Raw genomic sequence first — 26,273 nt, forward strand, 5'->3', positions numbered from 1 at the left:
AATAAATATTGTCCACTCTCTCAAAGCTGGACAATAATAAATTTAACGAAATAGTCAAAAGTGTTTAACGTCATGGATTCGACCTACACCATCATTATTGCAGATGATCACCCACTCTTCCGGAATGCCTTGTTTCAATCTATCCACATGGCTATTAGTGGTGCAAATTTGCTGGAAGCGGACTCACTCGACGCACTTCTGGCTTTGTTAGAACGAGAGGAAGAGCCAGATTTAGTGCTATTGGACCTCAAAATGCCAGGAGCAAATGGTATGTCTGGCTTGATTCATTTGCGAGCAGAGCATCCAGATTTACCTATCGTCGTCGTTTCAGCGAGTGAAGAGCCGGCGATCGTGACGCAGGTGAAAAGCCATGGTGCATTTGGTTTTATTCCCAAGTCCAGCGACATGCGCGAATTAGTGAACGCGCTCAATCAAGTGCTGAATGGCGACCCATACTTCCCTGAAGGGTTGATCACCAATAACGCGGCATGTAATGACTTAGCGGAAAAGATTGCTGCGCTAACACCGCAGCAATATAAAGTGTTGGGAATGTTGTCCGATGGCTTGCTGAACAAGCAAATCGCTTACGAATTGAATGTTTCAGAAGCCACCATAAAAGCGCACATGACAGCGATTTTCCGTAAGCTCGGTGTAAAGAACCGCACGCAAGCCGTGATTATGCTGACGGAAATGAGCGACTAGATTGACGTCTTATCGTCAGACTTACTTTTTTCGTTTGGCAATCGGATACCGACTTTAGTGACCTGCTGATCAACAACATCAGCGACGATCCAATGCAAACCTTGCCACTCGAAATGGTCTCCCAATACTGGCGTGCTACCTAATTGCTCTTCGACAAGGTTTCTCAAACTTTTATCCAGCGGTTCATCCCCCAGATTCAAACCATACATCACGGCAATATCGGCAAGCTTCACTTCAATATCGAGGAAGAAGTCACCGAAGAATCGCGCTAGCGACGCTTTCTCTGGGGCTTCACTAAACAGTAAGCTCAGTGCATCTAAATCCTTTTCTTGTGCTAATACACACAAGGTATCATCTTCCTCAAGACGCGTACTGCCGGATGGGTGCAATAGCTCTTTACTGCGAAATACAGCGGCGATACGCGTTCCTTCCGGCATCGAAAGACTACGTAATGGCTCACCAATGCACCATTTATCTGCTTTAAGTCTATAGATAAACAGCTCCCACTCACTGGTCGGGTAAATCTCTACACCCGTACGCGAAATTGGCTCAGGCTTAGAAGGTAGCTCGACCTTTGCAAGAGACATCGCCTTAGTCAACGTGCCCCCTTGTACTATCAAAGACACCATTACTACAAAGAATGCCAAATTGAAGTACAGTTGAGCATCTGGCAACCCTGCCATCATTGGAAATACCGCGAGGATGATAGGTACAGCGCCACGCAATCCTACCCAAGAGACAAACCACTTTTCACGTGGCGTGAAACTCTTGAATGGCAGTAAACCAATCCAAACTGAGATTGGTCGGGCAAACAAAATCATCCCGAAGGCAAGCGCAAGACCTGGCAACGCAATAGAGAGTAAATTAGATGGTGTAACCAACAAGCCAAGCACCAAGAACATACCAATTTGAGCTAGCCACGTCATACCATCTAAAACATGAAGAATAGAGTGGCGGCTGCGTGTTGGACGGTTACCTAATAAAAGACCAACGAGGTAAATCGACAAAATACCACTGCCACCCAAAGTGTTAGATAAAGCAAAAATAAGCAAGCCACCACTGACCGTTAAAATAGAATACAGCCCATCTGGTAATTGATTGCGATTGATAACTTTCCATAAGATCCAGCCACCAGCGAAGCCAAGTAACGCGCCGATACCAAACTGCTTAAGAAAACTGAACGCCAAAAAGCCCGCACTTAAGTCAGCGCCAGGGTTCGCTAAAATAGCAATCAGAGTTACGGTCAGAAACACCGCCATTGGGTCATTGGTGCCGGATTCAATTTCCAGCGTTGAACCAACACGTTCGTTCAGGCTACGACCTTTGAGTAGAGAGAAGACCGCGGCAGCATCGGTGGAACCAACAATCGCACCAACCAATATGCCTTGCAATAAATCTAAGTCGAATAACCACGTTGCCATCAGCCCGGTCAAAATGGTGGTGATCGCAACGCCAAATGTCGCCAAAGAGACCGAGGGCCATAACGCAACCCTAAAGCTGGCGACCCGCGTTCTCATCCCACCATCAAGCAAAATGATGGCTAATGCGAGGTTACTAACCAAATAAGCGATCGAAAAGTTATCGAATAAGATGCCGCCTAAGCCGTCTTCCCCCGCCAGCATTCCAACGGCTAAAAATACCAAAAGAATTGGGATTCCCAACTTAGAAGACACTGGGCTTAAAAGAACGCTAAGTGCGATTAACAACGCACCTATTAGAAAAAAACTGTTAATGGTGTCTGCGTCCATTCTCACCCTCCCTTAATGAAAAACGATAATAATTGTGATGAGCAAGGCTACTTCGTTAATGAGGTAATGCCCTAATCTGCCTCCCCTTTACACCGTCTCAAAATGCGAGGTTGTACGAGAATGACTCAGTTATATTACTTTATTGTGCGTTAAAACGGTGATTTGATGCGAAAACTTTATGTAAATAAATTACTTGAGAGCTTTCTTATCTACGCCTTCTCTCTTTAAGAGCCACAAGATCACCACCAATATTTACACAGCATCTCCAAGTTCAATGAAGAAAAGATTAATGGCCCGTCTTAATCATGCTTGTTTATCCAATCAACCTTTAGACCTTTGGCTAACTTAACAGTTTATTAACATAACATTTTACCCCTTTGTTCGCTGCAAAAGCCCATAGCATGGGGATTCTTCATTTTTAACACCCCGACTAAAGTTGAAAAGAGTTATTGCCAACACCTTGCTAATGTACATATTGAAACATTTCATTAACAACAATACCAATCGTAAGGAGACGGCAATGGCATTTGAAAGCGAAGAAAGAGCCAAAGCCTATTGGGACAAAAACGTGAAGCTCATGATCGGCCTAATGGTCATCTGGTTCGTCGTGTCTTTCGGCTGCGGCATTTTATTTGTCGACGTACTAAATCAATTTCAACTAGGCGGCTACAAACTCGGTTTCTGGTTTGCTCAACAAGGCTCCATCTATGCCTTCCTAGGAATTATTTTCTATTACGCATGGAAGATGCGCCAAATTGACCGTGAATTCGGCGTGGACGAATAAGGAGTCACTCAGATGGATTTGAAAACTATTACCTACCTGGTCGTTGGCGCCACGTTCATCCTGTACATCGGGATTGCTATTTGGGCTCGCGCCGGATCAACCAAAGAGTTTTATGTTGCTGGTGGCGGTGTAAACCCGATTGCAAACGGTATGGCAACCGCAGCCGATTGGATGTCCGCAGCGTCGTTTATCTCAATGGCAGGCTTAATTGCCTTCATGGGCTATGGCGGCTCAGTATTTCTAATGGGTTGGACTGGTGGCTACGTTCTGCTTGCGCTGTTGCTAGCGCCTTACCTACGCAAATTTGGTAAGTTTACGGTGCCAGAGTTTGTTGGTGAACGCTTTTACTCCAACACAGCACGTATCGTAGCGGTTGTTTGTCTTATCATCGCATCAGTGACTTATGTTATCGGTCAGATGAAAGGCGTGGGCGTTGCGTTTGGTCGCTTCTTAGAAGTGGATTACTCCACCGGCCTATTAATTGGTATGTGTATCGTTTTCATGTACGCGGTTCTTGGCGGCATGAAAGGCATCACTTACACGCAGATTGCTCAATATTGCGTACTCATTCTTGCTTACACTATCCCTGCAATCTTTATCTCTCTGCAACTCACTGGTAACCCAATCCCACAAATTGGTCTGGGGAGTACCATGGCTGGTACCGATGTCTATCTACTCGATCGGCTTGACCAAGTTGTGACCGAACTCGGATTCAGTGAATACACGACCCAAGTACGTGGCGACACACTTAATATGTTTGTCTACACCATGTCACTGATGATTGGTACTGCCGGTCTACCACACGTAATTATCCGTTTCTTTACCGTGCCGAAGGTTCGCGACGCACGTACATCAGCAGGCTGGGCTCTGATCTTCATCGCAATCCTTTACACTACTGCACCAGCGGTATCAGCGATGGCTCGCCTCAACCTAATGAATACGGTAAATCCAGCTCCGGGTCAGCACCTAGCGTATGACGAGCGTCCTGCGTGGTTCAAAAACTGGGAAACAACTGGACTACTCGGTTTTGACGATAAAAATGGCGATGGCAATATCCAATACACTTCAGATGCGTCCACCAACGAACTGCGCGTTGATAACGACATCATGGTATTGGCTAACCCAGAGATCGCTAAACTACCAAACTGGGTGATCGCACTTGTGGCAGCAGGTGGTCTTGCAGCTGCACTATCTACCGCAGCAGGTTTACTACTCGCCATTTCTTCAGCTATTTCCCATGACTTAATCAAAGGGGTTATCAATCCGAACATATCCGAGAAAAAAGAGCTACTTGCTAGTCGAATATCAATGGCAGTAGCGATAGCAGCCGCAGGCTATCTCGGTTTAAATCCGCCTGGATTTGCCGCAGGTACGGTAGCACTCGCCTTTGGTCTTGCCGCTTCATCCATCTTCCCTGCATTGATGATGGGCATCTTCAGCAAGAGCATCAACAAAGAAGGCGCAATCGCCGGTATGATTGCAGGTATCAGTATTACGCTGTTCTACGTATTCCAACACAAAGGCATCCTTTTCGTTGCTGATTGGAAATATCTAGAAAGCTGGGGAACAAACTGGTTCCTGGGTATTGAGCCAAACGCGTTTGGTGCTATTGGCGCACTATTTAACTTCATCGTCGCATTCGCTGTCTCCAAAGTAACAGCAGAAACGCCACAAGAAGTAAAAGACCTAGTCGAACACGTTCGCGTGCCAGTAGGTGCTGGTAGTGCAGTGGATCACTAAAAACTAATCAAAACCACAAAAGCCCCGCTTGGAACCAGCCGTCCGGGGCTTTTTTATTCTCACTTTTCAGTTACCATATTCGCAGTATGTCGTTGCAAGGAAGCCAAGATGTTCAAAAACAAGCACTTTATTCTCGCTCTACTGATTGCGCCAGTTCTCTCTTTGATCGCTTACTTCGGTACCGATATGGCCCTCAGCGAGAAACCCCACGCGGCGCAAGAAGGGGAAACTTACAAACTCGCGAGTAAGTCTAATTGTCGTTACACCAGTGGTCTGTGTGATATGGAAAATGGCGATTTTAAAGTGAAATTTCGCTCTGAAAAACTCACTAAAAATAACTTAGAATTGTCACTCAACGCCGCTTACCCACTTGAAGGGGTTAAAGTTTCTATTGTGAGTGACAAAGAGAAAAACGCTCAACCGATTGATATGAAGCCCGCCGATCAAGCAGGCCAAAGCTGGTACATCACCTTACCAAAGCCTGCATCTGCAGAAAGCTGGTTAAGAGTCGTCATTCAATCAGGCGGCACACTATATTATGGTGAAACACAAACCGCATTTGTGAAGTACGAAACCTTATTTACTGAATAACGCTGACAAGCTAATTCACCGGTCTTCAAACGACAGTGACTTAGTTTCACTCAGCATAAATGAATTCCTACTCAGCCGACGCCTTTGCGTCGGCTTTTGTTTCCGTAAGTCTTTCTTCAACAACCTCTTACTCTAAAAAGGGTTGCCAACCCACAAGTTAATTGATAATAATTATCATTACATTCAATGAGAGGTGGTTATGGACAACAAACGGGACATCTTTAACGCATTTTTTAAAGCCCAAGATAGATTCCTTCTCGCCGCACCACATGGCTTTGAGCCAGACGTGATTCATGACTATATTCATTGGGGAATGGTGTTGTCTTCCTGTTATGAACACGATGCCGATGAAGAAAATCTATTGTTGTGTGAGCTGTTTTTACGTCAGGTTTATTTCCATTTACTAGACGCAATTCAAGACTCAACTCGCAGTCGTATCTTCCGTCGTGTCTGTCTCGATTCTATCCATACGCCATTATTCTGCCTCAAACGCTATTACTACCAGTTTGAACAAGGCGACGTGAAATTTCTCGCACTACAACAACAATTACGCCTGATTCAAATCTCACTCGATTAACCAAAAGGATCCCTACCATGAGCACCGAATTCCGCATAGAAACTGACAGTATGGGCGAAGTTACTGTCCCTGCAGATGCTCTCTACCAAGCCCAGACTCAACGCGCCGTCGATAACTTCTCATTCAGTCAACATAAAATGCCATCTGGTTTTATCAAAGCGTTAGCACACATCAAGCAGACTGCGGCACTCACCAACGCACAGCTAGGGCTGCTTGAGGGAGATATTGCCAACGCGATTGCTGACGCAGCTCAAGCAATTATCGAAGGCAATCATATTGAGCAATTCCCAATTGACGTGTTCCAAACGGGATCAGGCACTAGCTCAAATATGAATGCGAATGAAGTAATTGCAACACTGGCCTCCCAGCATCTAGGCGGCACTGTCAGCCCTAATGATCACGTCAACATGGGGCAAAGCAGCAACGATGTGGTACCAACGGCCATTCAAGTTAGCGCAGCATTAGCCATCGAAAAACAGCTCTTCCCGGCCCTGTCACACCTAAGCCAAACACTAGAGTCTAAGCAACAAGCATTGAAAGATGTTGTAAAAACCGGTCGCACCCACTTAATGGATGCGATGCCAATTACCTTTGCTCAAGAACTTGGCGGTTGGCAGTTCCAAATCGAGCATGCAAAACAAGCGATTGAACAAACACTTCCTGCTGTAAAAGCCTTAGCCCAAGGTGGTACGGCGGTTGGAACGGGGATCAATGCCGATCCACGCTTTGCAGACTTATTCGCTAGCAACCTAACCCAGTCAACTCGTATTCAGTTCACGGCCAGTGATAACTTCTTTTTCAATTTAAGCAGTCAAGATGCGATCGTCGCTCTGTCGGGACAGCTCAAAACAGCAGCAGTTGCGATCATGAAGATCGCAAACGATCTTCGTTGGATGAATTCAGGCCCATTGGCTGGTTTAGGTGAGATAGAATTACAAGGCTTGCAACCGGGTTCTTCCATCATGCCTGGCAAAGTAAATCCTGTGATCCCAGAAGCCGCAGCTATGGCATCAGCGCAAGTCATTGGTAATGACACCACCATTACCGTCGCAGGCCAAGCGGGCAACTTCCAGCTTAACGTCATGCTGCCAGTTATTGCTCATAACGTATTGGAGAGCATCGAGTTACTCTCTAACAGCACAACCGCTTTAGCTGACAAAGCCATTGCGACGTTTGAAGTTCGCCAAGATAACTTGGATGTAGCACTCGCCAAAAACCCAATTTTGGTCACGGCTCTCAACCCGGTCATTGGTTACCTAAAAGCGGCAGAAGTCGCGACAAAAGCCTACAAACAGGGACGCGCGATTATTGATGTCGCGGAAGAAGAAACTGATTTGGATAGAGCCACACTAGAGCGATTGCTTAATCCAGCCAAACTGACCCAAGGCGGCGTCGCAGAATAAGCGGCAAACTCAGCCTATCAACTAAGATTACAAACATCGAGACCTCCATTCGGAGGTCTCTTTTTATAGCTATTTTTCAAACACTCCAATCCTAAGCGACTCGATTGAGCACCGAACGCAGCTTAAGCGGCTTAACTGGCTTAGCAATAAAGCTGAACCCATTTGCTTTGATGCCATCAAGCATATCATCGGTACGATCTGCACTGATGATGACGCCTTCAAAGCTGTGGCCTAATCTCAGGCGGCATTGCTGTAGCACTTCTAAACCAGTACGACCATCATCAAGTCGGTAATCGGAGAAAATTACATCCGGAATCCAACCATCCTCAAGCGCTTGTAGACTTTCAACTAAATCAATCGCAACTCGTGTATCGCAGCCCCATCGGGAAAGTAAGTTTTCCATGCCGACTAGAATGTCAGGCTCATTATCGACACATAGGATTCTCAGATGACCAAGTTCAGATTGCTTACTCATTGCCACGTGAACTGGATGAGGCTGAACATGATCAGCTTTATCTAGGGTGATGGAAAAAACACTGCCTTTTCCAACCCAAGAGCGCATCGAAATTTCATGCCCAAGTACCTGAGCAATTCCTTTCGAAATCGCCAAACCAAGTCCGAGGCCTTGGTCGGAACGAACTTGAGTTCCGCGATTAAACTCTTCAAAAATCTCTTGCTGCTTCTCTTCTTCAATCCCCACTCCATTATCCCATACATCAATACGCACTCGCCCTTTCACGCGGCGAACACCGAGTGCGACTTTGCCATTCGGGTTATAACGAAACGCATTGGTCAGGAAGTTTTGCACCACACGGCGCAGCAGTTTGGGATCCGACTTAACCATGAGTGAGGACGGAATCATGGTGAACTCTATACCTTGCTGTTTGGCTAACGCACTAAACTCAGCATTCAAATTCGATAACACATCATTTAACGCAAAGCCATGCACGTTGACTTCCAACTTGCCCGATTCCAAACGCGAGATATCCAGCAAATCTCCAATTAAGTCTTCGGCAGCCTCTAAAGCACTTTCAATGTGTGCTGACAGCTTTTTGGCTTCGCTGTCTTTGGCGACTTCCGATAGTGAAGATGCGAATAGACGCGCCGCGTTGAGCGGTTGCATCAAGTCATGGCTTACTGCCGCCAAGAACCGTGATTTGGACTTCGATTCCAAATCCGAGCGCTGCGTCGCTTCCACCAGCTGCTTGTTAAGTTGTTCTAATTCTCGAGTCCGCAGACGTACTCTTTCTTCCAATGTCTCGTTGGCGTCTTTCAGTGCTTGCTCTGCATCACGGAATACGGTGATGTCGGTAAAGCTCATCACAAAGCCACCACCTGGCATTGGGTTACCTTGCACCTCTATCACGCGACCATCGGGACGAACCCGAGAAGAGGTGTGCCGAGTCCCTTGCTCAAGGTGATAAACACGGCGACGGACGTGGTCATCAGGGTCACCAGGGCCACACAACCCCTGCTCTGCATTGTGCCGAATCACATCCGCAATCGGTCGACCTACTTGAATCAGGCCTGGCGGAAATTCAAAGAGTTCTAAATAGCGTTGGTTCCACGCTACCAAGCGTAGTTGCTTATCGACGACCGCAATACCTTGTCCAATATGCTCAATCGCGCCTTGGAGTAAACCCCGACTAAAATCGTACAGTTCAGAGGCTTCATCGACGATAGTCGCCACCTCTTCAAGCTGCATGTTTCTTCCTTGCAGAGCGGAAGTAAGTACTAACTTAGCAGAAGATGCACCAAATACCCCTGCTAGCACACGCTCCGTATGCCGAATCAGAGAAGATGGCGCTTGTTGATTCGGCATCAACTCTTCTCGTTGCTGGCTCCAGTAGGCTTGAAACGCCGCTTTAACTCGCGTTCGTCCTACAAATCTGGACGCTAGCATTTCCAGTTCTGCAACCGTAACGCGGCTCTGGTACAGACTCATATTTTCGCTTTCAGGCAACGGTGTACCAACGAATGATGCCGATTGTAAGCGCTCACTTAGGCTTGGTCGGGTAGCCATAGAAACCACAACAAAACACACTGCATTAGCGACCACGCTGAGGATCATCCCCCAATCTGAAATCGCGATATCAAAACTAGCCAATACCTCTGGTGGTGTAATCAACCAGATCAGGAAGTTATTACTGGCGTCTCCGGCAAGCATGTCTGTTTGGCTCATTAACGTAATCAACCAGGTAGCAAAACCCACCGCGAGGCCAACATACACACCTTTCTTATTCCCTTGACGCCAATACATACCGCCAACCAGCGCAGGAGCGAATTGCGTGATAGCCGCGAACGAGAGAAAGCCGATAGCAGAAAGTGAATGAATGGTGTCCAACGCTTGATAGAAACACCACGCGCCAATCAACAAAACTAAAATCAAACCACGGCGGATCCGCAGTAATAATTCAGAAAAATGGTGGTGGTTACGCTGCGTCAGTCGCATGCGACGCAATAGCAATGGCATAACCAAGTCATTCGAGACCATGATCGCTAAGGCAATCGTCGATACGATAACCATGCCGCTTGCCGCTGAAGTACCGCCTAGAAACGCAAGCAAGGCGATTTCACTCGCCCCGACCGACATCGGCACACTGATGACATAAGTATCAGGCGAAGCGCCACTCAAGAGGCCTTGCCCTACCCACGCAATAGGTAAAACAAAAATCCCCATTAAGATCAGATAAATGGGGAACAACCAACGAGCCACGTGCAAATCTTGAGCACGTTCATTTTCCACCACCATCGTATGGAATTGTCGCGGAAGGCAAACGATCGCCAGCATGGTCAGTACAGTATGAATCAATATAGTCGGGATATTTGGTGACTGATACGTCTGCGCGGCAACATCAAGTAAGCTCAAACTCTCGGTGTTCATCGCCAACCAAACAATGAAGACACCGACCACTAAAAAAGCCAGCAGTTTGATAATGGATTCGAAGGCAATTGCCATCATCATCCCACGATGGTGTTCCGTGTTATCAATGTGGCGGGTACCGAATAGCATCGTAAAAATCGCCAATGCGACCACAACAAACCACGACACGCTATCGTTTTGATAACCAAAATCAGTAGCCAGCTCTGGTGCAATAATTTCAAGCCCCATAGTGATACCACGCAGCTGTAAAGCGATGTACGGCAAAATTCCCGCAACCGCTATGAGCGTAACAACCACGGCCAAACCTTGGGATTTACCGTAGCGTGCTCCGATAAAGTCAGCAATCGACGTGATGTGTTCCCGTTTAGCAATCAAAATAAGCCGAGCTAAAACGCGCCATCCGATGGTAAACACTAAAATGGGAGCAATATAGATGGGCAAGAAAGACCAAGGATTACTGCTGGCCTGCCCGACCGTGCCGTAGAAGGTCCATGATGTACAGTACACCGCAATGGAAAGGCTATAAATCCAAGGCCGCCAGCGCGCTAGCCACCTTTTCTGAATGTCGCCGTACCACGCGATGATAAATAAAGCTCCCAAATACGCTAAAGAAACGGGAACCACCAGCCATCCTTGCATCCGATATCCTTTCTTGCCTTTCTTGCTACTTTTAAAGCAAGAGAATAAAAAAACCTCTCCATGAGGGAGAGGTTTCATTTAACACTGCTTTGATAACGGAGACAAAGCTTAGTTTTTAACCTTTGTTACATAAGTCTAATTCTGTGTTTCAAGTGGCTTGTCTGATACATCAACCACCTGATGTGGGTCTTGCGAATCAAGCTTGATGAACAGAGCCAATAACCCCATCGCGGCCATGCCCCAGAACACAAGCGGTCCCCAGTGCTCATAACCCCAGCCACTCAATACGGTCATTAACGCGATAAATGCGCCCAACGGAATCGCGTTATACAACGCTTGCAACGCTACGATCTTATTTTCTTCGGAGTTTTGGATATATTGGATCGCGGCAATGTGTGCGGTAGCGAAAGTCACACCATGCAATAGTTGAACAATCACCAAAGCAATAATTGATGTTGTCGACGCCGTAATACCCCAACGCATCATTACACCAACGGCAGCAGCAATAAACAGCGCGCGTATTGACCAACCTACGAATAAACGCTTACTCAGTGCAAACACTGCCACTTCTGCGGCCACCCCCAAGCTCCATAAGTAGCCAATGACATCTTCCGAGTGACCAGCGGCCTTCCAGTGAATCGCACTAAAGCCGTAGTAAGCCGCATGACTGCCCTGAATTAGTGACACCAACACTAAGAATTTTAGTATCGGCTTGTCGGTCAAAAGAGCGGTCAGCTTTGGACGTTCTGCGCTTTGCCCACCGTGCGTTACAGGCATTGGGTTAGTCGGTCGCATAGCAAACAGCAACGAGATAAACACGCCGAACATCGCAGTGTACAAGATCATATCGGAGCCAAATTCAGCCACCAGGTAGCCCACTGCCGTCGAGCCTGCGATAAAGGCGATCGAACCCCATAGCCGCGTGCGGCCATAATCGAGCATTTTCAGGCGAGCGTAGTAATTTGCCATCGCGTCCGACAACGGAATAATCGGTCCACAACAAAGATTGAACAACACTGTCGCTAGTGCCATTAACCAAAAGCTACCACCCGTAAAAAAGTGAAATCCAACAAAAAGGAGGGCAGCGAAACTCAACCAACGTAAAGCAGGCATAAGGTGTTCGACTTTGTGTACTCGTGGGGTGATCACGATATTGGCAACACAACGTGTCGCAAGGCCTAACCCGACCAGCAAACCGATATCTGTCGAAGATACGCCCTGATCCTTAAACCAAAGTGACCAAAATGGCAGATACACGCCATACGCAAAGAAGAATCCGAGAAAGTACTGGGAAATCCAGCCATACGGAGAAGGTTTCAACATTACTAATATCCTAAAACGGGAACACCAACGTTCGAGCCGGGAATTATGGATCGCCATGCGTATTATAAAAAGGGAAGAATAAGAAACTTATCGTTTCCTCGATGGAATACTAACTTTGCGACATTTGGCATCTTCAAGCGAAAACATCGTAATTTAGACCAAAGTCGTCTGGCTTCCGGTAAGAAATTTGTCAGACTTAGAGAGTGTTCCTTCCATCATTATTGGGTGTTCTCATGCCTGACAAATTTAACATGCAATCTCCACCGTTCGATCGCTTAACTGAAGCACAACAAACGCGACTGCGATCGTCTCTGGACGTCGCCTACTATCGAGCTCGAGATGTTATTTTATCCTGCGGACAGAAGAACCCCCACTTACATATTCTGATCAAAGGCGCGGTAGAAGAGCGCTCCAACGATCAACAGGAAGTGTTCGCACATTATGCCAACGACGATATGTTCGATGTACGCTCGTTACTTGAAGACAAGGTACGTCATCACTACATCGCGCTTGAGGACACGCTCTCTTACCTACTGCCGAAAGAAATTTTCCTTGCCCTTTACAACGAAAATGGCCAGTTTGCAGCCTATTTCGATAACAATTTATCGAAACGGCAAGAGCTCATCGAAGCGGCCCATCAACAGCAAAACTTAGCGGAGTTTATTCTCACTAAAGTTGACCGCAGCATTTATCACCCACCGATGATCCTTGAACCAAATACACCAATTAACGAGGTAACACGTTCCTTAAAAGAAAATGGGATTGACGCTGCATTGGTTCAACTCCATGGCGATGATCCACGATTGGAAAAATGGCCATCAGCCCACCCGTACGCAATAGTGACTCGTACTAATATGCTGCATTCTGTGATGATAGATGGTTGCGCGCTCGACACACCAGTGGGTGAGATCGCGAGCTTTCCTGTTTATCACGTTGATGATGGTGACTTTCTATTCAACGCCATGATCACAATGACCAGAAATAGAATGAAACGCCTCATGGTATGTGAAGGCAACCGAGCCGTCGGCATGCTGGATATGACCCAAATTCTCAGCGCGTTCTCAACCCACTCTCACGTGTTAACGCTCAGTATTGCTCGAGCAAGCAGCGTGGAAGAGCTCGCTTTGGCCTCAAACCGCCAACGTCAATTGGTCGAGAGCTTATTGAAAAACGGCATCCGCACTCGCTTCATCATGGAGCTTATCTCAGCCGTAAACGAACAAATTATCGAGAAAGCGTTCGAGTTAGTGATACCACCAGCCTTGCACGACCATTGTTGCTTGATCGTACTCGGCTCTGAAGGCCGAGGAGAGCAAATTCTCAAAACCGATCAAGACAATGCCCTGATTATTCAAGATGGTTTGGAATGGCCTCATTGCGAACAAGTGATGCGATCCTTCACACACACCCTACAACAGCTCGGTTATCCACTTTGCCCTGGTAAAGTGATGGTTAACAACCCGAAATGGGTCAAAACACAGCAAGAATGGATAAGTACCCTAAACCACTGGATAGCTAAAGCCGAACCAGAACAAATCATGGACTTAGCTATTTTCAGTGACGCCCATGCTGTTGCTGGGAATTGCGAGCTGCTGGCTCCAATTGCGGCGCATCTTCGTGACACAATGAAAGATCGCATGTTGATATTGTCTGACTTTACTCGCCCTGCCTTGCAGTTTTCGGTGCCCCTAACTCTATTTGGCAACGTAAAAAGTGCTAAAGACGGATTGGACATTAAACGCGGCGGTATTTTCCCAATTGTACACGGCATTCGCACCTTGTCTTTGGAATATGCCATTGAGGAGAAGAACACGTTTGAGCGCATTGAAGCTCTGAGAAATAAGCGCATCTTAGAATCCGAAACGGCAGATAATCTCAACGAAGCACTGAAATTGTTCTTTAAACTTCGCCTTAATCAGCAACTCAAAAAGCAAGAAGCGTTGAATAACATTGATATTAAACAACTGGATAGAACTGAGCGTGATTTGCTTCGCCACAGCTTACATGTGGTGAAGAAATTTAAGCAATTTTTAGGCTTCCATTATCAAATTCGTGATTAACCCTGATTTTCATAAATCACAGAGGCGTAGGCAATGAACTGGTTACAACGCAAATACTGGCACTACAAACTGAAAGGTTCGCCTTATCAGTCGCTGTTTTGCACGCCAGATAAAACAGAATACGTCTCTCTTGACTGCGAAACCACCAGCCTTGACCCAAATCGCGCCGAGCTGGTGACTATTGCAGCCACCAAGATCATCGACAACCGCATCATCACCAGTCAACCATTTGAAGTCCGCTTACGCGCGCCGCAATCGCTCGACTCAGGCTCGGTCAAGATCCATCGAATTCGCCACCAAGACTTAGTCGATGGCATCAGTGAAAAAGAGGCGCTGCTCGAGCTGCTCGACTTTATCGGCAACCGACCACTTGTGGGCTATCACATTCGTTACGATAAAAAGATCTTAGACCTTGCTTGTCTGCGGCAACTTGGCTTCCCACTTCCTAACCCACTGATCGAAGTCAGTCAGATTTACCACGATAAGTTGGAACGACATTTGCCGAATGCCTATTTCGACTTAAGTCTGGATGCCATTTGTAAACACCTCGAACTTCCTATCCAAGACAAACACGACGCCTTGCAAGACGCGATTTCTGCCGCTTTGGTCTTTGTCCGCTTAACGAAAGGCGATTTACCCAACCTAACCGCGCCGTATACATAAAAATCAGTTGACCTAGCTCCCAGAAATGCTTTTGTTTCAGCGATTTCCCGGCGCTTCCATCACTCTCATCCTAAAGTCTAATTGTGGAAATACGCGCGGTGACTGACAGTTATAAGCACAACGTCGTCATTACCACGACCAAGTTATTTAGAACCAAAAAACAGCCCTACAAAAATATATTCAAAATCTTATCTAGATTGGTGTAAGGCCGAGAAATAAGGCACAAGGAGAGAAGCCATGAGCGAAGCCCACGTTTATCCGGTAAAAGAAAATATTAAAACTCATACACACGCGGATAATGATACTTACTTAGCCATGTATCAGCAGTCGGTAACCGATCCAGAGGGCTTCTGGAACGAACACGGCAAAATCGTTGATTGGATCAAACCTTTCACCAAAGTAAAAAGCACTTCTTTCGACACTGGCCATGTTGATATTCGCTGGTTTGAAGATGGCACACTGAACGTCTCGGCTAACTGTATTGACCGTCATCTTGCAGAACACGGGGACGACGTCGCCATCATTTGGGAAGGCGATGATCCAGCCGACGACAAAACACTCACTTTCAACGAACTGCACAAAGAAGTGTGTAAATTCTCCAACGCATTGAAAGAGCAAGGCGTACGCAAGGGAGACGTGGTGTGTCTATACATGCCAATGGTGCCAGAAGCCGCTGTGGCTATGCTCGCTTGTACCCGTATTGGTGCGGTTCACACCGTAGTATTTGGCGGTTTCTCACCAGAAGCACTATCCGGCCGTATCATCGACTCTGACGCTAAAGTCGTGATCACCGCAGACGAAGGCGTACGTGGCGGACGCGCTGTTCCACTGAAAAAGAACGTGGATGAAGCACTAACCAACCCAGACGTAAAAACCATCAATAAAGTCGTCGTGCTTAAACGTACAGGTGGTGATGTTGAATGGCATGAACACCGTGATGTTTGGTGGCACGAAGCAACAGCCAACGTTTCTGACGTTTGCCCACCAGAAGAGATGAAAGCCGAAGACCCGCTGTTCATCCTCTACACATCTGGCTCGACAGGTAAACCTAAAGGCGTACTACATACTACAGGCGGTTACCTCGTCTACGCGGCAATGACCTTTAAATATGTCTTCGATTATCAACCAGGTGAAACCTTCTGGTGTACCGCGGATGTGGGCTGGATTACAGGCCATACTTACCTAATTTATGGTCCACTAGCGAACGGGGCCAAAACCATTCTGTTTGAAGGTGTTCCAAACTACCCAAGCACGGCTCGTATGAGTGAAGTGGTTGATAAGCACCAAGTGAACATTCTCTACACTGCGCCAACCGCTATTCGTGCACTAATGGCAAAAGGTAACGAAGCGGTAGCAGGGACATCTCGTTCAAGCTTACGTGTGATGGGTTCAGTAGGTGAGCCTATCAACCCTGAAGCGTGGGAGTGGTACTACAAAACGATTGGTAACGAAAGCTCGCCTATCGTTGATACTTGGTGGCAAACAGAGACCGGCGGTATCTTAATTGCACCACTACCAGGTGCAACAGACTTAAAACCAGGCTCAGCAACTCGACCATTCTTCGGAGTCCAACCTGCACTGGTTGATAACATGGGCAACATCATTGAAGAAACCGCAGCAGAAGGTAACTTGGTGATCCTTGATTCATGGCCAGGTCAGATGCGTACTGTTTATGGCGACCACGAGCGCTTTGAACAGACCTACTTCTCAACCTTCAAGGGAATGTACTTTACTAGTGATGGGGCTCGTCGTGACGAAGACGGTTACTACTGGATCACGGGCCGTGTTGATGACGTACTAAACGTGTCGGGTCACCGCATGGGTACCGCTGAAATAGAATCGGCTCTTGTCGCACATCATAAAATTGCTGAGGCCGCTATTGTGGGCATTCCGCATGATATCAAAGGCCAAGCTATCTACGCTTACATTACCTTGAACGATGGTGAATTCCCGTCAGCAGAGCTACACAAAGAAGTGAAAGATTGGGTGCGTAAAGAAATTGGTCCAATTGCAACACCAGATGTACTGCACTGGACGGATTCCTTACCGAAGACTCGTTCTGGTAAGATCATGCGTCGAATCCTGCGTAAAATTGCAACGGGTGATACTAGCAACCTCGGAGACACATCAACGCTTGCCGATCCGAGCGTTGTAGATAAACTTATCGCAGAGAAAGCAGAATTGGCATAAATTCAACCAACTGTTTTAAAAGCACTTTAAAAACCGCCATCACTCATGGCGGTTTTTTGCTTTAGTGCACAAATTGGCCACACAAAAAATATGGCAATTATGTTGTTTTTGTTAACTTGGTTACAGAAACGAGAGTGGCTATTAGGAGATTAGACCAGTAAATTGCTGCTAATTGCTATGAATTAGCTATAATCTTGGTCGATTTTTTAAAATTTGCTCGGTTTTAACAAAAAAATCGTGCTGAACTATCGTATATTTGGGAATATAAACGTTCCACTCACGATAAGGGAAGATAGCAACACAATGTCTGCAAAGTCACGGATTCTTGTTCTAAACGGACCAAATCTTAATCTATTGGGTCTGCGCGAACCGACACACTATGGTCACAGTACCTTAGCTCAAGTTGTGGATACTCTTACAGAGCAAGCCCATAACGCTGGGGTAGAACTGAAACACCTACAATCAAATCGTGAGTACGAACTGATTGAAGCCATTCACGCTGCCTATGGCAAGATTGACTTCATCATCATCAATCCAGCGGCTTTCACTCATACTAGTGTGGCGCTGCGAGATGCATTACTTGGCGTCGCCATCCCATTTATTGAGGTGCACTTATCAAATGTGCACGCACGTGAACCATTCCGTCATCACTCTTATCTGTCAGATAAAGCAGAGGGTGTGATTTGCGGTTTAGGCGCACAAGGTTATGAATTTGCTCTGTCTGCAGCGATCAATAAGCTACAGGCAAAGTAACCCTAACACTCTGCAACCCTACGAGGGTTGTCTTAATCACAAGATAAAAGAGAAAGAAAAGATGGATATTCGTAAAATCAAGAAGCTAATTGAGTTAGTTGAAGAGTCTGGCATTGCTGAGCTAGAGATCTCTGAAGGTGAAGAGTCAGTGCGCATCAGCCGTCATGGCACTGCAGCCCCTCAAGCACCAATTCAATACGCAGCAGCTCCAGCGGCGGCACCTGCTCCAGTAGCAGCGGCACCAGTAGCGGAAGCGCCAGCAGCAGAAGCTCCAGCAGCAACACCTGCAGGTCACCAAGTTCTTTCTCCAATGGTTGGTACTTTCTACCGCTCTCCAAGCCCAGACTCTAAAGCATTCGTAGAAGTGGGTCAGAAAGTAAATGCTGGCGATACTCTATGTATTGTTGAAGCAATGAAAATGATGAACCAAATCGAAGCGGACAAATCTGGCGTTGTTACAGCAATCCTAGCTGAAGACGGCCAACCAGTTGAATTCGACCAACCTCTTGTTGTAATCGAATAAGCGGGGCTTGCCTTATGCTAGACAAAGTAGTCATCGCGAACCGAGGTGAAATTGCACTTCGTATTCTTCGCGCTTGTAAAGAATTAGGTATTAAGACCGTCGCTGTTCACTCGACAGCTGACCGCGATCTTAAGCACGTACTACTCGCAGACGAAACCGTATGTATCGGCCCTGCTCGTGGTATCGACAGCTACCTAAACATTCCACGCATCATTTCTGCAGCAGAAGTGACTGGCGCTGTGGCTATCCACCCAGGTTACGGCTTCCTGTCTGAGAACGCAGACTTCGCAGAGCAAGTTGAGCGCAGTGGTTTCATCTTCGTTGGTCCAAAGGCAGACACTATCCGCCTAATGGGCGATAAAGTATCTGCTATCAATGCAATGAAGAAAGCAGGCGTTCCTTGTGTACCGGGTTCTGACGGCCCTCTAGACAATGACGAAGAGAAAAACAAAGCATTTGCTAAGCGCATTGGTTACCCAGTAATCATCAAAGCATCTGGCGGCGGCGGCGGTCGTGGTATGCGTGTTGTTCGCGCAGAGAAAGACCTTATCCAAGCCATTGCAATGACACGTGCTGAAGCAAAAGCGGCGTTCAACAATGACATGGTTTACATGGAGAAATTCCTAGAAAACCCTCGTCACGTTGAAGTTCAGGTTATTGCTGACGGTCAAGGCGGCGCAATCCACCTTGGTGAGCGTGACTGTTCAATGCAACGTCGTCACCAAAAAGTAGTGGAAGAAGCTCCAGCACCTGGTATCACAGAAGAAATGCGTAAGTACATCGGTGAACGCTGTACTCGTGCATGTATCGAGATCGGTTACCGCGGCGCAGGTACGTTTGAATTCCTATACGAGAACGGTGAGTTCTACTTCATCGAAATGAACACTCGTATTCAGGTAGAGCACCCAGTAACAGAGATGGTTACTGGCATCGACCTAATCAAAGAACAGCTTCGTGTTGCAGCGGGTCAGCCTCTGTCATTCACTCAAGATGATATTAAGATCCGTGGCCATGCGATTGAGTGTCGTATCAACGCAGAAGATCCTGAGCGCTTCCTACCATCTCCGGGTAAGATCGAGCGTTTCCACGCTCCTGGCGGTATGGGTGTACGTTGGGAATCTCATATCTACACAGGCTACACAGTACCACCTCATTACGATTCAATGATTGGTAAACTGATCACTTACGGTGAGAACCGTGATGTAGCGATTGCACGTATGAAAAACGCACTGGGTGAGATGATCATCGAAGGCATCAAAACTAACGTGCCACTGCAATTCTCCATTATGAATGACGAAAACTTCCAACACGGTGGTGCAAACATCCACTACCTAGAGAAGAAGCTTGGCTTACAATAAGCCTAAGCAAACGTCTTAAAAAATGCCCACTCCCGTGGGCATTTTTGTTTTATATGTACGCAAAGGGCTCAACATATAAATCGGCTTATTTGGGTATATACTCAAACAAATCGTAGAGTTCTGGTAAACTCTGCGCCACTTCATTCACTTTAAGAGCAAAAACCAATGCCTTGGATTCAAATCAAACTCAACGCGACCAATGAAAACGCTGAGCAAATCGGCAATATGCTAATGGAAGAGACTGGCGCGCTGTCTGTTACATTCTTAGACGCGCAGGATACACCTGTATTCGAACCTCTACCTGGCGAAACTCGCTTATGGGGCGATACTGATATTCTGGCACTGTATGATGCAGAAGCAGACACTAACTTCATCATCGACCAAATTAAAGCGAGCAATATGCTGGCTGACAATTTTGCTTACAAAGTAGAACAGCTTGAAGATAAAGACTGGGAACGCGAATGGATGGAAAACTTCCACCCAATGAAATTTGGTGAACGCTTATGGATTTGTCCAAGCTGGCGCGACATCCCAGATCCTGACGCTGTTAATGTTATGTTGGATCCAGGCCTTGCATTCGGTACGGGTACTCACCCTACAACAGCACTTTGTCTTGAGTGGCTAGAAAGCATGGACTTAAGCGGTAAGACCGTTATCGACTTCGGTTGTGGCTCAGGTATTCTTGCGATCGCAGCGATCAAACTGGGCGCTGAAAAAGTGATAGGGATCGACATTGATCCTCAAGCCCTGCTTGCTTCAAAAGACAATGCTGAGCGTAATGGCGTTGCAGACAAACTAGAAGTTTACTTACCGCAAAATCAACCAGAAGGTCTCGTCGCTGACGTCGTTGTGGCCAACATCCTTGCGGGACCTTTACGTGAACTTGCACCTATCATCAAAGGACTAGTTAAGCCAAATGGCGACCTCGCTATGTCCGGCGTATTAGACACTCAAGCTGAAGATGTTGCGAACTATTACCGTGACGAGCTTCACATTGACCCGATTGTTGAGCAAAGTGAATGGTGTCGCATCTCTGGTCGTAAGCAAGGCTAGACAAGGTTTTCAGAGCTAATTGTTTGAAATTCATACAATTTACAAAAACAATTTGTAAATGCTCAAATATTAGTCTTTTCACGCAGTGAAAAAATGCGTAAAATGCGCGCCCTTGCTGGTACAGAACTGTGATGACGTTTTGAAAATCGGAAACTATCAACTTAAGAACAATCTAATCGTAGCCCCTATGGCTGGTGTAACGGATAGACCGTTTCGCGAGTTGTGTCTTCGCTATGGTGCGGGAATGGCCGTCAGTGAAATGATGTCTGCTAACCCAAAACTATGGGGAACGTCAAAGTCGAAACAGCGCATGGTACACGAGGGCGAATCGGGCATTCGCTCTGTACAGATTGCGGGTTCCGATCCACAGCTTATGGCGGACGCAGCTCAATTCAGTGTTGAGAACGGTGCACAAATCATCGACATCAACATGGGCTGCCCGGCAAAAAAAGTGAATAAGAAGCTAGCGGGCTCTGCTCTGCTTCAATACCCAAACATTATCGAAGAGATTTTGAAAGCGGTCGTGAATGCAGTGGACGTTCCTGTAACGTTAAAGACTCGAACTGGCTGGGATACAGACAACAAGAACTGTGTCCAGATCGCTAAATTAGCCGAAAACTGCGGCATACAAGCCCTTGCTCTGCATGGCAGAACGAAAGCATGTATGTACAAAGGTGAGGCCGAATATGACAGCATTAAAGCGGTAAAAGAGGCGATTTCAATTCCGGTTATCGCGAACGGTGATATCGATAGCCCGGAGAAAGCCAAATTTGTACTGGAGTACACCGGTGCGGACGCTTTAATGATTGGACGCCCTGCCCAGGGTCGTCCTTGGATTTTCCAGGAAATCCATCACTATTTGGAAAACGGCACCACAATGGAGGAACTTCCAACTGAGGAAGTGAAAACCATTATGCTTGGTCATGTAAATGCTCTGCATGAATTTTATGGGGAGTTCTTAGGTCCACGTATCGCGCGCAAGCACGTTGGGTGGTACCTGAAAGAGCATGAACAGGCAAGTGAGTTTCGCCGTACCTTCAACGCTATCGACGCAGCTCCGCTGCAAATTGAGGCGTTAGAAGGTTATTTTGATAACGTTGCATCATAATTAAGAGAAGAGCTAGACCGAATATGTTCGAACAAAATCTGACTTCAGAAGCATTAACAGTAACTACAGTAACGTCACAAGACCAGATTACTCAGAAGCCTTTACGTGACTCTGTTAAAGCGTCTCTTAAAAACTACCTTGCTCAACTAAACGGCCAGGAAGTAACAGAACTATACGAATTAGTTCTAGCTGAAGTTGAACAGCCACTATTAGATACTATCATGCAGTACACTCGCGGTAACCAAACTCGCGCAGCAACTATGATGGGTATCAACCGCGGTACTCTTCGCAAGAAACTTAAGAAATACGGCATGAACTAAGACCGGCTTTCAAAAAGTATTTGGAACAAGCCGTTACCTTTTTAGATAACGGCTTTTCTTTATCTACTAAAACACTACGAATAACGCTCACTTTGTTCAGCATTACCAACTGGCTTTAATATAACTACCGCTGAGCCAAACAATAACAAAGCCACGACAGCGACCCATTCACTACCTACAGAATAAGCAAAGCCCGCCAAGGCAGACCAAATCGCGACACCAAAGTGCATCATACTCATTCCAGAAGACATCAGCACACCTCGATGTTCATCAGATAAGCTTGCTATATGTGCTTGTAACGCCGGAGAGCCTACCCCTCCAGCAAGAGACCAGAGCACTAGAGCTGGAAGATAAGCGGTCACCGTACTCATCTCATTTGAGAACACCCATGCACTGCAAGGTATGCACACCATTAAAGCCACTCGCATAACGGCTCGAGAGCTACCAAGCCAGCGAGAAGCTCTCGCCACGCACATATTTCCAACCACACTCACGATCCCTAGAGCAGCATAAATAGCGCCCACCCAACCGAGCGCCAACTCGCTGGTATCTCGAATATGGAGGCCTATCAGGTTAAATACACCAATACCTCCCCCTAGGCCTAAACACATCGCTAGAATCGCTCTCAACGCGCCTGGAAGATGAATGACGTCTGCGATAGGTGGCAGAGTATCTGACTTCTTGGACTCATTATGCTTGTTGTTCATGAACACTACGCTCATGGCACCGACAAAAAGAGCCGCAACGCCCAAAATAATAAAAGCGGCACGCCATGATAAAAGCTGGGTCAACAATGCTCCGATCGCCGGGCTAGTTATCATACCTAGCGTTAATCCCGCCTGAACCATCACAATTTGACGCATCGCTCTATTACCCTTCGCGTCTCCCGCTAACGCGAATGCAATTGGTAACATGCCTGCACTTGCAATACCAGTGATCACACGAGTTGCAATAGCAAGTTCAAAATCATGAACTATGCCCGTCGTAATAGGCACAACCCCAAATACAAAGCAAGCAGGCACCATGATACGAATACGCCCAGCTCGGTCTGATAAACGGCCCAAGTAAGGAGCGAAAATTGCTATGGCTAAACTATATGCCGTAATAAATAAGGTCACCTGACTCGGTTGAACACTTAAATCATTTCCGATAGGTTCAAGAATAGATCCAAGCATCAACTCATCAGCACCAACAAGAAAAGCAACGAGAAATAGGATCATGGACTGCATCATAGCTCCACCTCCTGTTCTGTTTCCGATTCAGCACAAGTGAGCAACGAAATATCTAAAACTCTATCAGGCCAAGATTGCAAAAATGCCTTCTCATGAGATACCACAATCACGCTACCGGAAAAGCGCTGGAGAGCCTCTTTAAGCGCATTTTTACTGCTGCTATCCAAGTGTGTTGTTGGTTCGTCCAACAGCAAAACATTGCATTTCTGAACCGATAAACAACACAACTTCACCCGAGTTTGCTCACCACCGCTCAATGTATCTAAGTGGCGCTGCGTCTTATCCCCCGTAATCCCAAAGCGAGCTAATAGCTTGCGTGACTCTTTGCTTGAGATTGTTGGCGCACAAGAGCACAGCTCCTGTTCAGGCGTGTTCTGAGGATGGCGCCAAGACAAATCTTGAGAAAAATAACCAATCATTGCACCTTTTGCCAATACCACCTCACCAGAGAGTGGCTCGATCTTCCCCATCAGGGTTTTAAGTAAGGTCGACTTACCCACGCCGTTAAAGCCAGCAACAACCAACTTTTCCCCGCGCGCTAACGTGATATCAAATACTGGAAGCAGAGGCTGCTGATAACCGATCATCAACGCTTTTGCCTCAACCACATTCGGTTGCTCAATGGGCTGGTAAGCAAAGTCAAACGTCGATACTTTCTCTACATGATTCAGTTGAATACGTTCGATTTTATCCAGTCTCTTCTTACGCCCTTTAGCAAGACTGGCGTTAACTCCTGCACCATTTTGGGCAATAAATTTCTCTAACTTTCGAATTTCACTTTGCTGAGCCTTATATTGCTTTTCTAATAAAGCACCGTCGTGCTGCTTTTGCTGCATTGCTTTGACATAAGTACCGCTGTATTTTCGAACCGTTTGATAATCAATATCACAAACACTGGTCGCTACTTGATTAAGGAAATCAATATCATGAGAAACCAGTAAAACGGTGCCAATGTAATCATTGAGAAACGCGACTAGCCATTCAATGTGCGGAGCATCAAGATAGTTTGTCGGCTCATCAAGAATTAACACATCGGGGTTGCGAAGTAACAACTTGCCTAAAAGGACTTTGTGTCTTTGACCACCACTTAGCGAGACAAGCGGTGTATCTAAGCCAAATTGATAAATACCAAGACCTACAGCAACTCGTTCAATTTTGGTATTAATTGCATAGAAGTCTTCATCTTCTAAATATGCCTGTAGCCGAGCGACTTGGCTTAAAAGAGATGTAGAGTGAGACTCGGTCATCGCCTGATACAAAGTCCAAAGCTTCTGCTCGGCAGCGTATAAGTTCTCAAAAGCACTCTTTAAGCATTCATAAACCGTCAGCGCATTATCCATCTTAAAATGTTGCTCTAAATACCCCACCTCAAGGTTTGGTAACCAGTCAATGCAGCCCTTATCTGCAGATAATTCACCAATAAGCAATTTTAATAAGGTGCTTTTTCCAACACCATTCGCTCCGGTGATACCTATTTTCTCTCCCACGTTAATACGAAAGGTTACGTTGTTGTATAACGTCTTATCAGCTATCTGATAAGACAAATTTTTAACTTGTAAAATACTCATGTTTTCAACCAAATAAAAAAGGGCCGGTGATCAATACCGGCCCTTATTTCAATACTGGGTAATGCTTTGTAGCTGCTTAACAGATACAAAAAGGCCGATGATGAAATATCACCGGCCATCTCTTCTCTTTTATCAGGTGTACAAGCTCCTGCGTATAACTTCAGCGAAGCTACCCACACATAAAACACCTGATGAAGATTAATTTAAGACTCCGAGCAACACTTCATCGCGTTTTTTGCATGGAGTTCAGCCTTCTTACAAAGCTTTTAAACAAGAGATATAACATGATTTACTGTCGAAAAAATATTCGATGTGAAGCGTACACCTTTAGAATAAAAAGTACCAGATAATTATTAAAACTATCGTGACTTACACGAAGGTCCACAGAAAGAAGACTTTTCCTCAGTCAATGTGCCAGGTGAACTGCTTACTCAGCAAACACAGCTATGAAAGCACCTATACCGCTCACGTTATACGTACGTAGTGGTGGCTTTGAAGGTTGGAGAGGGTTAGAGGGAAGAAGTAGCGAATATACTTTAAGACACTGGCTTAAATAGGTCGACAAAACAAAATCCATGTTTGGAAAGTTTTAAATGCGCTGAGTTTATATTAATAAGCGCCTATGGCTAAATCAAAACATCTAAAGCAGAGAAATCTCCCCCGAAAATAACATAACCTAGTGAATAAATTTTCCAGGTAATAATAAAGGAAGCTTTGGTAAGTAAGCACAAGGGCTGAGAACTAGCGCTCGATACTAGGACCCGGTTCAGTAGAAACCACACAAAACTGAGTTCCACTTCACTCATATAGGGCTTAGAAAGCATCGCCAGAGGGAAGCCGGCCTCTCGATGCAAGGTTTCAATACGAAAGTGGGTTTAAGGTAAGTCGGGGAACCAAAACGAAAAAAGCCCCAGTCTTTCGACTGGGGCTTAATATAAGTGGCGGAGTGGACGGGACTCGAACCCGCGACCCCCGGCGTGACAGGCCGGTATTCTAACCAACTGAACTACCACTCCGCAGTGGTATCACTCACTTTAATAAGCAAGTGTCCGCT

At 46.3% G+C, this 26,273-nt stretch carries 20 protein-coding genes and 1 tRNA gene; 15 read left to right on the top strand and 6 right to left on the bottom strand.

The genetic code is table 11. The features are described 5' to 3' along the window. Positions 1-72: 72 nt before the first annotated feature. Positions 73-702, top strand: coding sequence for a response regulator (locus tag IJ23_RS21195; protein WP_005382375.1), 630 nt, complete (start codon positions 73-75; stop codon positions 700-702). On the opposite strand, the gene IJ23_RS21200 is transcribed toward IJ23_RS21195, so the two are convergent. Further along, the gene (locus IJ23_RS21200) at positions 699-2,450 is read right to left on the bottom strand and encodes a potassium/proton antiporter (protein ID WP_005382374.1); all 1,752 of its coding nucleotides are present in this window, start codon (positions 2,448-2,450) and stop codon (positions 699-701) included. The two genes, IJ23_RS21195 and IJ23_RS21200, sit on opposite strands and share 4 nt — an antisense overlap. Before the next feature lie 520 nt (positions 2,451-2,970). Between IJ23_RS21200 and IJ23_RS21205 the strand changes: the two genes are divergently transcribed. The 5 genes from IJ23_RS21205 to IJ23_RS21225 all read left to right on the top strand — a co-directional run bounded on the left by IJ23_RS21205 (position 2,971) and on the right by IJ23_RS21225 (position 7,545). Continuing rightward, complete coding sequence (locus tag IJ23_RS21205) at positions 2,971-3,234, top strand: DUF4212 domain-containing protein (RefSeq protein WP_005382373.1); 264 nt, start codon at positions 2,971-2,973, stop codon at positions 3,232-3,234. Positions 3,235-3,246: 12 nt separating this feature from the next. Continuing rightward, positions 3,247-4,974, top strand: coding sequence for a sodium:solute symporter family protein (locus tag IJ23_RS21210; RefSeq protein WP_005382372.1), 1,728 nt, complete (start codon positions 3,247-3,249; stop codon positions 4,972-4,974). Between the two features lie 108 nt (positions 4,975-5,082). After that, on the top strand, positions 5,083-5,565 hold the full coding sequence (locus IJ23_RS21215) for a hypothetical protein (RefSeq protein ID WP_005382371.1): 483 nt from the start codon (positions 5,083-5,085) through the stop codon (positions 5,563-5,565). Between the two features lie 199 nt (positions 5,566-5,764). Beyond that, entirely contained in the window at positions 5,765-6,142 is a 378-nt protein-coding gene (locus IJ23_RS21220; RefSeq protein ID WP_005382370.1) for a hypothetical protein, read from the top strand. Between the two features lie 17 nt (positions 6,143-6,159). Next, positions 6,160-7,545, top strand: coding sequence for a class II fumarate hydratase (locus tag IJ23_RS21225; protein ID WP_033907289.1), 1,386 nt, complete (start codon positions 6,160-6,162; stop codon positions 7,543-7,545). 91 nt (positions 7,546-7,636) lie between these two features. Here the strand turns inward: IJ23_RS21225 and IJ23_RS21230 are convergent, their stop codons facing one another. Together IJ23_RS21230 and IJ23_RS21235 are read right to left on the bottom strand one after the other, a co-directional pair. After that, positions 7,637-11,068: a hybrid sensor histidine kinase/response regulator gene (locus IJ23_RS21230; RefSeq protein WP_033907290.1), complete on the bottom strand. Its 3,432-nt coding sequence runs from the start codon at positions 11,066-11,068 to the stop codon at positions 7,637-7,639. A gap of 135 nt (positions 11,069-11,203) precedes the next feature. Continuing rightward, the gene (locus tag IJ23_RS21235) at positions 11,204-12,391 is read right to left on the bottom strand and encodes a 3-phenylpropionate MFS transporter (RefSeq protein ID WP_005382367.1); all 1,188 of its coding nucleotides are present in this window, start codon (positions 12,389-12,391) and stop codon (positions 11,204-11,206) included. A 233-nt stretch (positions 12,392-12,624) separates the two neighbouring features. Here IJ23_RS21235 and IJ23_RS21240 point away from each other — a divergent pair, with 233 nt between their 5' ends. From IJ23_RS21240 to fis, 9 genes are all read left to right on the top strand, one after another. After that, the gene (locus IJ23_RS21240; protein ID WP_033907293.1) at positions 12,625-14,451 is read left to right on the top strand and encodes a DUF294 nucleotidyltransferase-like domain-containing protein; all 1,827 of its coding nucleotides are present in this window, start codon (positions 12,625-12,627) and stop codon (positions 14,449-14,451) included. A gap of 33 nt (positions 14,452-14,484) precedes the next feature. Continuing rightward, on the top strand, positions 14,485-15,114 hold the full coding sequence (locus IJ23_RS21245) for a 3'-5' exonuclease (protein ID WP_005382363.1): 630 nt from the start codon (positions 14,485-14,487) through the stop codon (positions 15,112-15,114). 237 nt (positions 15,115-15,351) lie between these two features. Then, positions 15,352-17,304: an acetate--CoA ligase gene (gene acs, locus IJ23_RS21250; RefSeq protein WP_005386359.1), complete on the top strand. Its 1,953-nt coding sequence runs from the start codon at positions 15,352-15,354 to the stop codon at positions 17,302-17,304. 303 nt (positions 17,305-17,607) lie between these two features. Beyond that, positions 17,608-18,057 (top strand): type II 3-dehydroquinate dehydratase, encoded by a 450-nt coding sequence (gene aroQ, locus IJ23_RS21255; RefSeq protein WP_033907294.1) that lies wholly within the window; start codon positions 17,608-17,610, stop codon positions 18,055-18,057. A 61-nt stretch (positions 18,058-18,118) separates the two neighbouring features. Further along, on the top strand, positions 18,119-18,580 hold the full coding sequence (gene accB, locus IJ23_RS21260) for an acetyl-CoA carboxylase biotin carboxyl carrier protein (RefSeq protein ID WP_033907295.1): 462 nt from the start codon (positions 18,119-18,121) through the stop codon (positions 18,578-18,580). Positions 18,581-18,594: 14 nt separating this feature from the next. Continuing rightward, positions 18,595-19,938 (top strand): acetyl-CoA carboxylase biotin carboxylase subunit, encoded by a 1,344-nt coding sequence (accC, locus tag IJ23_RS21265; RefSeq protein WP_005382509.1) that lies wholly within the window; start codon positions 18,595-18,597, stop codon positions 19,936-19,938. A 165-nt stretch (positions 19,939-20,103) separates the two neighbouring features. Further along, positions 20,104-20,991: a 50S ribosomal protein L11 methyltransferase gene (gene prmA, locus IJ23_RS21270; RefSeq protein ID WP_033907297.1), complete on the top strand. Its 888-nt coding sequence runs from the start codon at positions 20,104-20,106 to the stop codon at positions 20,989-20,991. A 139-nt stretch (positions 20,992-21,130) separates the two neighbouring features. After that, positions 21,131-22,099, top strand: a complete 969-nt coding sequence (gene dusB / locus IJ23_RS21275; RefSeq protein ID WP_005382505.1) for a tRNA dihydrouridine synthase DusB — start codon at positions 21,131-21,133, stop codon at positions 22,097-22,099. A gap of 23 nt (positions 22,100-22,122) precedes the next feature. Further along, positions 22,123-22,419: a DNA-binding transcriptional regulator Fis gene (fis, locus tag IJ23_RS21280; RefSeq protein ID WP_000462885.1), complete on the top strand. Its 297-nt coding sequence runs from the start codon at positions 22,123-22,125 to the stop codon at positions 22,417-22,419. Between the two features lie 74 nt (positions 22,420-22,493). On the opposite strand, the gene IJ23_RS21285 is transcribed toward fis, so the two are convergent. The 3 genes from IJ23_RS21285 to IJ23_RS21295 form a co-directional block, all read right to left on the bottom strand. Then, complete coding sequence (locus IJ23_RS21285) at positions 22,494-23,651, bottom strand: MFS transporter (RefSeq protein WP_033907298.1); 1,158 nt, start codon at positions 23,649-23,651, stop codon at positions 22,494-22,496. Beyond that, entirely contained in the window at positions 23,648-25,219 is a 1,572-nt protein-coding gene (locus tag IJ23_RS21290) for an ABC-F family ATP-binding cassette domain-containing protein (RefSeq protein WP_025768822.1), read from the bottom strand. The genes IJ23_RS21285 and IJ23_RS21290 overlap by 4 nt, the downstream gene beginning before the upstream one ends. A 939-nt stretch (positions 25,220-26,158) precedes the next feature. After that, positions 26,159-26,235, bottom strand: a tRNA-Asp gene (locus IJ23_RS21295). Positions 26,236-26,273 lie beyond the last annotated feature (38 nt).

It is taken from the genome of Vibrio sp. OY15, assembly GCF_000742455.1.
In the GTDB taxonomy this organism is placed as follows: domain Bacteria; phylum Pseudomonadota; class Gammaproteobacteria; order Enterobacterales; family Vibrionaceae; genus Vibrio; species Vibrio alginolyticus.